Consider the following 13,146-nt stretch of genomic DNA (forward strand, 5'->3'; position numbering starts at 1 on the left):
CGCCGGGATTGGTGACGTCGACGCCGAAGGTGGTCTCCTTGGAGAGTGACTGGCGGGCGGTGCACTCGCCGACCCGGTCTGAGGCGATGCCCCGCGCCTGCTGGTAAAGGTTGGTGGCGGCCCGCGGACCCCAGATGGGCCTGAAGCTGCGTGAGCGACAACCCGCGCAGGTCCGCGACGGTGCTCAGTCCCAACCGCTTGAGGATAGGCAGGGTCCGGCTGCCGACCCCACGCAGGACGCCGACCGGCTGCCCGCTCAGGAAGTCCAGGACCTGTTCCGGGGGTACCACGACCAGCCCGTCCGGCTTACCGAAGTCCGAGGCGATCTTGGCCACCAGCCGGTTCGGGGCGATGCCGACCGAGGCGGTCAGGCCGACCGCGGTGCGGATGGCCGCCTTGATCCGCTGGCCGATCACCGCCGGGGGGCCGATCAGGTGCCCGAGCCCGCTCACGTCGAGAAAGGCCTCGTCGATGGAGATCGGTTCCACCACCGGGGTACAGTTGGCCATGACCGCGCGAATCTTGCGGGCGACCTCGAGATAATGCGCCATGCGCGGGGGCAGATAGACCGCGTCCGGACAGCGGCGGTGGGCCTCGTTGATGGGCATGGCCGAGTGGATACCGAAGCGCCGTGCCTCATATGAGCAGGTGGCCACCACCCCACGCCCGCCGGGTTGGGCACCGACCACCACCGGCAACCCGCGCAAGGCCGGATTGTCGCGCTGCTCCACCGCGGCATAGAAGGCGTCCATGTCCAGGTGCATGATCCAGCGCTGGGGCAGGGTGCTCATGGTCCTGATGCTCGACGACAGAAACGGACGACGAGGGCCGTATGGGCGCCGGCCCGCCCGGGCAGGCCGCGACTTGCCGGCCGGCGGGAATCAGTCTGCGCCAGCGGTAGCACGGGCAGTACCGGCCCTGCTCACTGCAACGAGCACTCGATGAGTTGCGCGATCTCCTGCGAGATACGTTCGTTCATCGCCTCGGGCAGGTCGAGCCGTTCGTACAGCCCGTTCATGTAGCCCAGCAGCAAATTGAAGGTGACCTTGCCCTCCCAGGCGATGGCCGACTCGCGGGTGGCGGCGAGCGGCAGCAGCTTGTCGAGCAGTGGCCGGATGTCGTGCTTCACCACCGACTCGCGCATGATGGCGATGGCCAGGATCTCGTCCTTGGCCGGCGACAGGCGGGCATGTGGGTACTTGGGGCTGGGCATGTCGTCGGTGGTCCGCGGCGATCGAAGTACCGGATTATCCGCCTCTCATCTGAACTTGGCAGCACCCCCATCCGCGAGGCCCCGCCCGATGGCAGCCCCCGGTCCTTGGGGGATCAGTCAGGCGTCAGCTCATCAGGCGTGTTGGTCTGCCGCTGGCCGTGCCGGCGGTCCAGGCGGCACGATCCGCAGGGCGCTCAACGTCTTCCGAGGGTGGCAAAACAGTGTTCCTGCCGCCCGCTGACGCGTTGTTACCACTGCGTCTTTTTTGAGACGGATTTCCAGATGCCCCCAGTTTCCGCGCTCCGAAATCAGATGCCCCCGGTTTCCGCGGTCAGATGCCCCCAGTTTCCGCGCTCTGAAGTCAGATGCCCCCGGTTTCCGCGGTCAGATGCCCCCAGTTTCCGCGCTTCGAAGCCAGATGCCCCCGGTTTCCGCGGTCAGATGCCCCTGATTTCCGCGCCACACTTTTCAGATGCCCCCAGTATCCGCGCCACCGATTTCTGCAAGCGCATGTTAAATCTTGTGGTTTTACTGCTGCATCGGATTTGCGGCTGGCTTGTTGTTGTTCGTTGTTATTAATAGAAAGAACAACAACACGAGGGCTCCGGCACGCGCGCAGTGCGTGTGCGAGGAATGCAGTCTACGGACTGCCAGGCGCGGGGGAGGTAATCCCTGGTGCCGGTCAGTGCCGCTCAAGGATTCGCGGCAGTCAGCGCGGGACGCTGCGTCCTGAGGTATCGAGGCCGTTTCCGGACACGCATGGCCAGGGTCCGAGAGCAAACTGCGTAGGACGCCACGCCGGTGCTACGCATCCCACCCAACCGTGATCACAGTCCGCCCCAGACCGTGACCAGGGTCCATTCACCGAAGATAGATCGGCCGTAAGATGATCGGGCCCGGCGAAGTCGGCCGCCGCGACAGGCGTCTTTGACGCCTTGCAGACGCGTGGTTTCCCCGTATCCTTCCCGCTATGGCAGTGGGTAGCCCTGCTTAGAATAGATGGTGTGACGCTGGCCTGGGGAAAACGTCTCCGATCCACTACGCGGATGGCCGCTTTGCGTGAGCTATGTCAACCCATCCAACTCCCGAGGTAAGCCCCGAACAACACATCCGACTCCTCATCGCGGAAGATGAGGCATTGCTGAGGAGCACGCTCCCCGATTTACTGCACGCGATCGCCCCCGAGGCCGTTGACGTGGTCGCGGCATGCGGGACCAGGGCCGACACCGTTCGCCACACCCGGTCGCTGACCCCCGATGTCATCCTGCTCGATCTGCGCATGCCCGATACCGAGGGGGGACCGTGCATGCTCGCGGGAGCCGAGACGGTCAGCGTTCTGCTTCGACAAAGCCCAACGTCTGGGATCGTCTGCCTCACCTCCCATGAGGAGTCTGCGATCGTGCGTGGTTGCCTTGACGCCGGTGCCCGCGGATTCCTGAGTAAGGGAGTACTGCCTGGGGAAATCTGGCAGGCCATCCGGACGGTGCATGCGGGCCAATTGTACGTCGAAGCCGAGCTTCTGGAGGATGCCAGCTTTAGCGCGCCAGGGTCCGCGGACCGGTTGCGGGCGCAACTGCTGGAAGGGCGCCGCGGTGACATCCTGCGTTTGTTGCTCGATGGCTACTCGCCGACTGAAATCGCCGCCACACTCCCCGTCGGCAAGAAATATGTGGACAAGAAGATTGCAGAAATCAAAGCCATCCTTGGGGTGACCACCCATATCCGAATATACCGCAAGTGTCTGCAGTTGGGCCTCGTCGAGGATTGATTGACCACCATGCACAAGGGCATCCCATTACCGCCTTACGATCCAGTGCAAGCGCTTGCGCTGGCCTCCGGGAAAGCCGAGATCCGGGATCGTATTCTGTCGGGTGTTCTCACCTTCCTTGCCCCCGACTCAGAGATTGCCCCGCTTCTCGATAGCGCCTCGTTCCGGACTGCAACCACTGAACGCGCCGAGCTTGCACATCGCGCGATCACGCTCGTCACGCAGGCCGGCATGCCGCAGCTCACCCAGATGTTCCGGGCCTTGACCGACGCCCTGCACGCTGGACGCTTCGATGAGGCCGAGCAGTTGGCCGGTGCGCTCCCCGAGGCGATCCGCCAAGTCTATGAGGCCGTCACCACCGACGTGCCAGGCACGACCTAAGCCGCCTGGGCGGCTGCCAATTCGCTCCGTTTGGTGGTTGGTTGCTCCGATGTACCTGATTGGCTCCAAGTGGCTCAGGCTTCGCCTGTGTGACCGGCGAGGGCGCGTTTACCTACTCAGGATTCGCCGTGACGAACGTATCAACTCTATACTGCCAGAACCCCCGTGGGAGCGGGAAGGCAAGCTGTTGCCGGGACGCCGCACGTACTCTCGTTTGCTAATCGCGTTGCCTAACAGAGCCGTTTCCGTCAACCGGTGGAAGAATGGATTCAATAAACCCAAGCGCCGATACGGAACACCGACCTCGCTGGTTCGGTACACCGGCAATTATATGCGTAATACTCTGTTCGTTGACCTTTCTTTCGATCTCGCAAGCCGGCGCTGCATCGAACGTCATCTGTCCGAGCACCCCGATAGTCCTCGTCTACCCAAAGATCAGTCGTCTCTATGAAGACGTCATCGCACAGATCAAAAAAGGACTGCAAGAGGTGGTTCACGCGGAGGTTGGGGTCTGTTCGATCGACGGACTACCCAGTTCCACGCAGGACAGCGACAGTAAAGCGATCATAGCGATCGGCGAGAGCGCCTTCGCCGCGTCGATCCACGCGTACCATAAGACGACCGTGGTGCCCATCCTCGTACGAGAGCTTCCGCCAGGAGCGCAAAGTGGAATTTCATTGTTCCTTGATCCACGCATCTATATCCAGCAGCTTCTTGAATTATCTCCAGAGGTGAAGACCGTCACATTGATCTATCGCGATGACATCCCCCGTTCGTTCCTTGAAACCGTCAAGGCCGCTGCGGCGGCGCACAACCTTCGCTTCTCCGCAATGTCGGTGGCTACGATTCGTGATGCGGCTTTGGCCGTTGAATCGGTCATGCGCAGCGCTGGGCCAGGGGATGGGGTTTGGTTCCAACGTGGTGTACTAGGGATGAATGCCGATATTTTGGTGCCCAAAATCGTCGGGCTGAGCTGGGAGAAAAAGGTTCCGGTGTTCACCGACGAAGCCGATTATGTCGCGCGCGGCATGTTGTTTGCGTTGACGCAGGACTATCTGGCGATCGGCCGCACGGTTGCAAACCTGATCGACAGCACCGGACAAGGCCTCCGGTATGCACCAGGCCCCAAGCGCGTGCTCAATCGTCGCACGGCCCAGGCGATCGGAATCGCACTCAGAACGGCGCAAGAGAAAGCGTTCGATTATGTCTATCAATGATCTGAAGCCGACCCGCAAGCGTTTTCTGCGCCAACTGTTGGGGGTGCTCCTTACGCTTGGTCTGGTCATCGGGCTCGTCGCACCTGCCATCATTTTCCGGACATCCTGGCACCAGGCGCATAGTGACAGTGAGCAGTCGGCCCGTGAAATCGCCGAAGTATTCGCGAACGATGCCCGATACGCGCTGCTCGTTGCATCGCGCCAGGACGCCCAAGCCGTCGTCTTGAATATTATTAAGTTCCCGGATGTCTTGCATGCGGAGGTTGTCAATCAGGAGGGCGAGCGCCTGGCTGCCGGGAGTACGCGAGAGTCGGCTCGCGCCCGACGAACCTTCACGATTGACCGCGTCGTCACTGCCGAATCGCGCGGGTCAGTCGGGCCGCTCGACGATGGACCGAATACGCAGGTAGACATCGGTCGCGTCCGTATCACGCTGTCGCTTGATCGCTCGTACGCCAGCAGCGTCGTGACCGCCTATTATGCCGCCGCACAGATTGCCGTCTTGATTGTATTGTTATCTTTCGCACTGCTCCGCGTCTCGATGAAGATGCTGGCTCCGCTGGCGGACTTGGTGCGGGTATTGCAGGGTAACGAGAACGACGCCAGGCTGCCGCCGATCTCCGCTCACAGCCCGGCCGAGGTGCAAGTCATTTACGGTGCTATCGACGCCATGCGCCAGCGTATCGCCGACGACCATCGCCGACTCCTTCACTATGCCAACGGGTTGGAGGGCATGGTGTCGGAACGTACGCGCGCACTTGAAGCGGCCCGCGATGATGCCGAGAGCGCCAATCGTGCCAAGACGCTGTTCCTGGCGAACGTCAGCCATGAGCTGCGCACGCCGTTGCAGGCGATCATACTGCACGCACGTCTGATCAGCGGTGGTGCCCACAGTGACAATCGTCGCGGTAGTCTCGATACGATTCTGCGCTCATCTTCCCATTTACTCGATCTGATCGAACAGCTCCTGAATCTGGCGAAGGCCGAATCAGGCGACACACTGGTGCTTGCCTATAGCACGTTTGCGATTCGCGATCTGATCGATGAAGCCGCTTCCACCATTCGGGCGACCCTGTCCACAGGTAACGTATTATCTGTGCAGTGCGTCGGGGACGCCATCAACATCGTGTCGGATCGTACCCGGCTGCTGCAGGTCATTTACAATTTGTTGCGCAATGCTGACAAATTCACGACCAACGGTCAGCTCGTCCTCATGCTGGATCTCGCGGCGGATCCCAATCGCATCCGACTGACGATATCCGACGATGGCATCGGTATACCAACGGAGCACCTCAATCGCATTTTCGAGCCGTTTTTTCAAGGCGGGACGGCACGTGGGGCCGTGTTTAGCGGCATCGGAATTGGTTTGTGGGTGACCAAGAGTATCGTTGATGCGCTCGGCGGGCGCATCGATGTGTCCAGTGCGCCGGGAAAGGGCACGACATTCATGATCGAGATTCCGATCACACCAGGTCCTCGCGTTGCGGAGTTCAACGTGTCTCCTGGTGGCGACGAGGACGAATCGGCTAGGGTGGCCCGACAAATACCAAAAAATAGTCGGGTGCTGTTCGGAGAGGATGAGGCTGTCATTCGTGATGCCATGGGCCAGTTCCTTCGGGAAGCCGGATACGTGGTCGACGCATGCGCCGACGGGACGGCGGTGTTTGCGATGCTTCAGCAGGATTGCCGAGCATACGATGTCATCGTATTGGATCACCGCATGCCTGGGTACACTGGGTTGGCGATCCTAAAGGCGATGCGCGACACGCTGCTCCTTCATACGCCGGTGATTATATTGACCGGAAATGACACCTCTGAACTTCGTGAGGAAGCGGCCCGCTACAGTGCCGCGCTGATAGCGAAACCTGTCCAGCCGGAACGTCTGATCGAAGCCATCGCACGTGCTGTCGATGGGGACGTTGCGGCGACGACCCACCCTGGGAGTTTAATGCCATGACACCCAAGCTGATTCACCTTCTACTCGGTATTTCCGCGGTTGGCAGTGTTGATGCGGATGTGCCGGTTGACCTGTTCGGCCTCCCGGAGACCGTAACGATTGCGACCGGTCGCGAGCAGAGCGTAAAGACCGCGCCTGCGGTTGCCACGGTCATCACCGCCGACGACATCCGCAACTACGGTATCCGCAATATCGTGGATGCGCTGCGGTTGGTCCCCGGGATGCACCAGGGCTTGTTCCAAACCTACCAACCGAATGTGACGGTTCGGGGGTTTTCCAGCCTACGCTCGAACAACATCTTGTTCCTCCTTGACGGCATTTCCCAGCCGGACCTGCTGCAAGGGGATCAGATAGCGGTCCTCGGGACCATCCCCATCGACGCGATCCAGCGGATCGAGGTGACACGCGGGCCTGGCAGCTCGGTATTCGGTGCGGATGCATTTTCCGCGGTCGTCAACATCGTCACGAAGACGAAGACGGATGTCGAGCAAGTAGCCCTTAGCGGCGGGACCTTCAACACGGGCGACGCGCGATTGCTGGCGGGGTACAACACGGAGCGATTACGCGTCGTCGTGGCGCTGGAGGGAATGCAGACCGATGGCCCTTCCCCTCTACTCGGGGTCGACCGGCAGGCGGTGGTAGACGCCCTGATGGGGACGCGGGCGTCGTTGGCTCCGGCGCACGCCAACACGTCTCGCAAGGAATTGGGGGCTTTGGTGAACATGTCCTTCGGAGAGACGACGGGGATGCTCAGGTTGTCGCGTTGGAGCAAGGTCGGTTTGGCCGGCGGCTTGGGTGGGAACCTCGACCCGTCTGGGACGCTCAGTTACGAGACCGTCGAGGGCCGACTCGCTCACAAGATCGCTTTTGGGTCAGAGTTCGAACTGACGCTGACAGCCGATGCGCTCCAGACCAGACAGACGTTCGATAACGTCATGTTCCTCCCGCCCGGAGCATTCGGTGTCTTCACCGATGGGGCGCTTCTCACGACGGAGGCCCAACAGCAGTTCCTGCGTTTGCATACCGACGGGCGGTACGAGGGGTTCCAGGGGCACTTCCTCACCGCGGGACTCGGATACGAGCATGGTGGATTCAATGTCCACTCCGCGACGCTTAACTATCTGCTCATCAATAACATCATGACGCCCACACCGCGTACGACCTATGGTGCCAACGGGGTCGGAAAGAGCAGTCGACAACTTGTCTACGGGTACATTCAGGATGAGTGGACGCTCGCGCCCAAGTGGACGCTGACCTGGGGTGTTCGGTTCGATGACTATTCCGACTTCGGAACGCAGACAAGTCCTCGGGCGGTGCTGGTGTGGACGCCACGACCAGAATGGACCGTGAAGCTGCTCTACGGGCAAGGATTCCGGGCGCCGACGCTGTTTGAGACGACGCCCTTTCCCGTTCCGATCTATAAGCCTAACCCGGCCCTCGTACCGGAACGTCTTCGCACGGCAGAGGTGTCAGTCGAGTACACGCCGAAGCGCGATCTAGGATTTCGGCTCAATATCTTTCGCCACGAGACCGAGAATCAGATCCGGCAACAGGATCGTGGTCTTTTCGGCGAGCCCCAGAACGTGGGCCGCCAGGTTGGGAACGGCTTCGAGATCGAGATGCACTGGGGCATCCTCAGAAACCTGGTGTTCGAAGGCTGGTATGCCTATCAGTACAATGTGGACGAAACGACCCACAAAGACGCTGGTTACTCTCCCCACCATCGGTTGTTCGGGTCCCTGCAATATACTTGGGGGAAGGCGTTCTTCAATCTGCAGGGAACCTACGTCGGTGGTCGCACGCGGGTCGCTGAAGACCCTCGGGCGCGGCCCGCGAACTATTCACAAGTCGATTTGCTGACCCGGTATCAATTCACCAAGAACCTGTCTCTGCAACTCGATGTGCGAAATCTATTGAATTCCAACATGACCGAGCCTGCGCCAGGTACCAGTTTTCCCCAGGACCTTCCATTGCCGGGTCGCAACTATTATGTGACCCTGGTGGTGGCTTTCTGACTGGTAGGCGGTTTTTCGCACGTGTGGCGGGGGGCGTGACTGACCCCCGCCAGTGTGCGGAGAGAGACGGGGTCCGGTAGACCCGTCGTGTCTGCTTGACGGCGATCATATTCCGGAGGGCGTTCTCTCAGCGTCGCACGTCGTTTCGGCCAGCCATGCCAGTGAGATTGCTGATATGGATCAATCCTCGGGAACGTCCTGTCGCTGAGTCCGTTGTTTGAGCGGCTTCATAAAGCAGCTTGGACGGAACCAATGACGGACCGTAGCCAGGGGTTACATCCAGGATGGTGACAAGATCGCTATTTTCATCGTACCCACCGATGGGCGAGAAGTGGCCGACGGGGACTCCGAAGATCGGCTTTCTGTCGAAGTTGGCGATGTAACGATGATCGAGGCTGTTGGTTTTCTTGATGTGGTCCAGGAAGGCCTCGTAGGATAGATCCCGTAAGACGGTCACCTCGCCGATATGCCGCTCGGCGATGAGGGAGGCAAGATCATCCAGGGTAATGCCCTGTACGCGCATGCTAAGCCAACCCCACGCGTTGCCATCGAACAAGGCGTTCTCATTTGCGATGGGGATTCCGAGCGAATTTAACACGTTCAATACACTCGACGGGCCACAGGACGATAGCGACTCTTGGGTGTGGAACCTATCAAGATATTGGCGTGCGACCGGACGCGACAGAAGATGCTCCTGGGCTATCCCACCGTAAAGCACCCCAGGTGCATACCGTTCGGGGTGGGGCTGCGATAGGGAGCGTGCAAACTGTCCCGCGCCGCCGATAGCGGTCAGCGTCAGTACCAAGACGGCGACAATCCACCGCACGCGGATGGACTTGGAGAAATAGTACACAACTCACTCCTGCCTCGATGGTGTTGCGAGGCAACAACCAACAAACTGATGTGTCGCCGGGTGAGCTCGAAGCGAACAGCGTCATGACGCGGAACCGCAGGGCGATACTGCGGAATTTACTGGCTCGGCCGGGAGAACAGCGATCCGGGCGCCTTCAGGTTGCGATAGGAAATCCGTCAGGGCGGCGCAAAATCCAAAATACTCCCCTCGCAACGAACGATACGCGGGACTATAGTCAGACACCGGCTGCTCGGCTATGGTACGCTCGCCTGCGGCATCCATACGCCGATAAAGCCGTTTCAGAATGTAGCCTAACTCATTCGGTGCCACAACGTCACCGGATGCGAATCGAGAACGGAACGAAGAGACTAGCCGTCGGGCTCTAAGCTTTCCGCGACGGTAACCTCGTTTGTAAGAATCGTCATGCGACTTTGACATTGCTCTACCCCGGATCATCCGCAGCTTCATGTCCGGCCGCAAACCACGATAATCGTTGAGTGCCCTCTGTTTTCGTAATCTCGCCAGCTGTGGATGTACCAAACAAGCGTCCTAGCAACGGACTGTGAACGCCTGCTGATTCTCTCTTTTTAGGGTGGGTTGTATCGCGGTCCATGGCCGTCCTTTAATAATGGCACAAAATCCGCAGTGTGCCAGGCGTCAAAGCCGCCGATGTACCCCGTCTTCAGAATCATCACGAGTCGTGGCGATGTCCGCATCCGTAACTATTGCCACCGATGTCCATGTCTCCGTTCATCATCAAGCCGGTTGCTGGGTTTATCATGCCGTCGAGGATATCCTTATCGGCCGCATGAATGAGGTGTCGATCCCGATATAGCTGGACGACGACAAGCCATGCGAACACGACGAAGAAAACGGATAGAGCCAATTTGCCGTCGATCAGGAACAGCGCGATGAGCGCAATTGAGGTGATGATTATCCATCGGACTCGCCGCGGAATAGTACGAATGGCCCGGCGGAGCCGGCGGATGAAATCGCGCATGACATTGCCCCCTGTTTGCGGCTTCAAATGTCGTGGATAGATACTTAACAAGTTAGGAAACGTTTCACGCGCTATGATCCACATGCTGAAATGCATGCAGCACCTTCGGCAGATAGTCCACCGTCTCCTGCTTCAGTGGTTTACCTCTCCCGGCCAGATACTGATCAATTCGATCGGTCCCCGCGTTGTACGCCAGCACGGCGTGCTCCCAATTGCCGAATTTCTCGTAATCGGTTGCCAGCTTTCTTGCTGCCCCCTCTGCCGCTTCGCGGGGATCAAAGGGATTTGAGACATGATAATCGGCAGCAGTCGCAGGCGTAATCTGGAACAATCCCTGAGCCCCAGCGTCGGACACGGCGTTTGGGTTGAAGTGGCTCTCGACCGACGCCAGTGCCGTCAACATTCCGGGCGGCAAGTGATGTCTCGCCTCCGCGTCGGCGAACACTCCTCGTAACGACGCCGGTGCGACAAGCATCGCCTGGTGACGCCCTCCGTCGTTTCCGCTCGGTGCTTCGTGGCCTGGGTGTCCTGGGCCATGCAGCTGTGTCAGCGGGTCCTGCATGGGATCGACCGCCTCACCGTTGCGCCAGACTTCGAAGTGTAGATGCGGGCCCGTGCTTCCGCCAGTATCCCCGGAATACCCAATGACGTCGCCGCGGTGCACCGCCTGTCCTTCCTGGACCGCGACGCGGGACAGGTGCATGTATCTGGTCCCAGTGTTCCCGCCGTGGTCGACCGAGATGTAGTTGCCGGCGCCGTGCTCCTGAACTCCCGGCCGGGCGATCCCGTCGGCCGCGGCATAGACCGGGGTCCCCTCCGGCATCGCCAAGTCGACGCCGCGATGCGGCCGTACCTGTCCGGAGACAGGGTTCGCTCGATGTTCAGAGAAGCCCGACGTGACAGGATAGTGACCCGGGTTGGCGACCGGGGAAGACAGCGCGACGTTGGCGCCCTGTTCACCCCCGGTCACACCGAGCGACTGCCCCCTCAGCGCGGACTCAGGGCTTTTTTTTTCCGGCGGCGGGGTCTGTTCGTTGAAGGCCCCGATGAGCCGCAAATCCGTGTCGTCCCTGGTGCTCGCCGAGCGCTCGATGAGGTCGGCGATCTGCTCGCCCCGCCGGCTGCTGCCGGACTCCGCGATCACGGCCTGGTGCGCGGTCTGCTGGGCGGCGCCCGGCATACCGGCGATCACCGTTTCGGTCGACGCCCGATACAGTTGCTCTTGCGCGGGACTCAAGCCGTAGGATGAGACCTGATTCATCCGCGCGTCGACCATCGCGTCACGGGCGCCGGTCCAACCCGCCTCGCCCCCCGCCGCTTTCTGCCCGGCCTGGACCGCCGCACCGATGCCTTGGCCGTCCCGCAGCGCCCCGGCGAAAGCCTGGGCCCCGGCCGCCGCCTGACTGGCCACGCCGCCGGCACCGGCCCCAACCAGCGCCACACTCTCCGCCGCCTGCGCGAGCAGTCCGCCGGCCTCGTTCTGGGCCACCTGGGCGGCGGTGCGCGGCAGCGCCGCGTGCTGCTCAATGATCGCGCCAAGTCTGGATTGCTTCTCGGATCTCAAGGCGCCTTGGGCGTGACCAGCGGAAGCCGCCACCTCGTTGCGGGCGCCCTGCGCAAAGCGATCGACGGCCCCCGGGTTCCAGTCCTGGTGGGTGGCATCGCCGTGTGTTGACACCTCGCTCGGCACGCTGGATGCCGCCGGTCGGATATCCCGCAGTCCGGCCCCCTCGACGTGGGATTGGGTGCCGCCGAAGCCGGGTGCCGAGCCGCTCAGGTCCGCGTTGCGGCTGGGCGAAATTCCCTGGGGTGCCTGAAAATTGAATTCGCTGGCCAGGATCTCCATGCCTGCCTCCTTGGCACCAGCCCGCTCTGGCGCGGTCATGCCCCTGGCCCGCTGGCCGTCGGTGTGACCAAGCAGCAGCCCCATGCCGGCGATGGCGCGCGCTTGGTCCGGATCGGCGGTGACGCCACCGACTAATAGCCGTTGTGCTGCGTCATCCCGATCGCCGTCGAGGTTGTAGCTCGCAATGGTCCGATCCAGCTTTTCATTGAGCCCTTGGTGTTCCGGTCTGACCAGTCCTGCACCCGCCGCAATGCCATTGAACGAGCCCATGGTGCCGAACCGCTCGGACTGCGACTCCGCATGATCGAGACTGCGCGATGAGGACAGCACATCGTCGGCTGATTGCGTGAGTTGCGATGATTCCCGACGGTCCAGCCCGGCTGTGAAGACGTTGCGCTCACCCGTCTGTGAGTCGACCCTGAGGCCCTCGGCAACCCGCGTCTGCAGCGACTGATCGGATGTCACCTTTTCTGAGATATCGGCCGCCATTGTGTCCGCGAGTTTGCTGTCGACACCGTACTCACTGGTCAATCTGGCCGCGATATCCCCCTTTCCCTTAGCCCCCCCGAGCGAACCCGCAATCACCGCCCCCATCTGCGTGCTCGACATCCCGCTTCCACTGGACTGTTGGGTCAGCCCTTCCGCGGTAGCCATCAGCACCGAATCGGTCTGGCTCTTGCCGACATCTTTCATCCAAGTGCTGGCATGCGAGTCGAAACTCTCGCCACTCTTGGACGCGGTGGCACTGGCCGCGCTACCGAGCGCCGACGAGAACCCACTGCTCGACCGCTGCATGGCCTGCTGACTGGACCGCAGATCCCGCTGGACCTCTTGTCCGACATTGACCGACCAGCTTTGCTGTTCCGCTCCCGGCGCCACGGTCCCCGAAAGCGGCC

General features: G+C 61.2%; 10 protein-coding genes. 5 read left to right on the forward strand and 5 right to left on the reverse strand.

Features of this window, described 5'->3' with window-relative positions:
- Together dinB and QZY44_RS09545 are read right to left on the reverse strand one after the other, a co-directional pair.
- Positions 1 to 791, reverse strand: a 791-nt coding sequence (gene dinB / locus QZY44_RS09540; protein WP_295445549.1) for a DNA polymerase IV, incomplete at its 3' end; no start/stop codon positions are given.
- A 131-nt stretch (positions 792 to 922) separates the two neighbouring features.
- Positions 923 to 1,213, reverse strand: coding sequence for a hypothetical protein (locus QZY44_RS09545; protein WP_295445552.1), 291 nt, complete (start codon positions 1,211 to 1,213; stop codon positions 923 to 925).
- Between the two features lie 1,066 nt (positions 1,214 to 2,279).
- Here QZY44_RS09545 and QZY44_RS09550 point away from each other — a divergent pair.
- From QZY44_RS09550 to QZY44_RS09570, 5 genes are all read left to right on the forward strand, one after another.
- Positions 2,280 to 2,981: a response regulator transcription factor gene (locus tag QZY44_RS09550; RefSeq protein ID WP_295445554.1), complete on the forward strand. Its 702-nt coding sequence runs from the start codon at positions 2,280 to 2,282 to the stop codon at positions 2,979 to 2,981.
- Positions 2,982 to 3,362, forward strand: a complete 381-nt coding sequence (locus QZY44_RS09555; protein ID WP_295445556.1) for a hypothetical protein — start codon at positions 2,982 to 2,984, stop codon at positions 3,360 to 3,362.
- A gap of 350 nt (positions 3,363 to 3,712) precedes the next feature.
- Positions 3,713 to 4,579 carry an ABC transporter substrate binding protein gene (locus QZY44_RS09560; RefSeq protein ID WP_295445558.1) on the forward strand — a complete coding sequence of 289 codons (867 nt, stop codon included), beginning with the start codon at positions 3,713 to 3,715 and terminating at the stop codon, positions 4,577 to 4,579.
- Positions 4,566 to 6,536 (forward strand): ATP-binding protein, encoded by a 1,971-nt coding sequence (locus tag QZY44_RS09565; RefSeq protein ID WP_295445560.1) that lies wholly within the window; start codon positions 4,566 to 4,568, stop codon positions 6,534 to 6,536. Before QZY44_RS09560 ends, QZY44_RS09565 begins: the two co-directional genes overlap by 14 nt.
- Positions 6,533 to 8,551: a TonB-dependent receptor gene (locus QZY44_RS09570; RefSeq protein WP_295445562.1), complete on the forward strand. Its 2,019-nt coding sequence runs from the start codon at positions 6,533 to 6,535 to the stop codon at positions 8,549 to 8,551. Before QZY44_RS09565 ends, QZY44_RS09570 begins: the two co-directional genes overlap by 4 nt.
- 127 nt (positions 8,552 to 8,678) lie before the next feature.
- Here QZY44_RS09570 and QZY44_RS09575 read toward each other — a convergent pair whose 3' ends face one another.
- From QZY44_RS09575 to QZY44_RS09585, 3 genes are all read right to left on the reverse strand, one after another.
- Positions 8,679 to 9,404: a phytochelatin synthase family protein gene (locus QZY44_RS09575; RefSeq protein WP_295445564.1), complete on the reverse strand. Its 726-nt coding sequence runs from the start codon at positions 9,402 to 9,404 to the stop codon at positions 8,679 to 8,681.
- A 691-nt stretch (positions 9,405 to 10,095) separates the two neighbouring features.
- Positions 10,096 to 10,404, reverse strand: a complete 309-nt coding sequence (locus tag QZY44_RS09580; RefSeq protein WP_295445566.1) for a hypothetical protein — start codon at positions 10,402 to 10,404, stop codon at positions 10,096 to 10,098.
- Between the two features lie 64 nt (positions 10,405 to 10,468).
- Positions 10,469 to 13,146, reverse strand: a 2,678-nt coding sequence (locus QZY44_RS09585; RefSeq protein ID WP_295445568.1) for a peptidoglycan DD-metalloendopeptidase family protein, incomplete at its 5' end; no start/stop codon positions are given.

It is taken from the genome of uncultured Thiodictyon sp., assembly GCA_903837595.1.
Lineage (GTDB): Bacteria > Pseudomonadota > Gammaproteobacteria > Chromatiales > Chromatiaceae > Thiodictyon.

Coding starts and splice junctions, on each gene's coding strand:
- QZY44_RS09545 (WP_295445552.1), bottom strand. CDS start 1,213: ATGCCCAGCCCCAAGTACCCACATGCCCGCCTGTCGCCGGCCAAGGAC.
- QZY44_RS09570 (WP_295445562.1), top strand. CDS start 6,533: ATGACACCCAAGCTGATTCACCTTCTACTCGGTATTTCCGCGGTTGGC.
- QZY44_RS09565 (WP_295445560.1), top strand. CDS start 4,566: ATGTCTATCAATGATCTGAAGCCGACCCGCAAGCGTTTTCTGCGCCAA.
- QZY44_RS09580 (WP_295445566.1), bottom strand. CDS start 10,404: ATGCGCGATTTCATCCGCCGGCTCCGCCGGGCCATTCGTACTATTCCG.
- QZY44_RS09550 (WP_295445554.1), top strand. CDS start 2,280: ATGTCAACCCATCCAACTCCCGAGGTAAGCCCCGAACAACACATCCGA.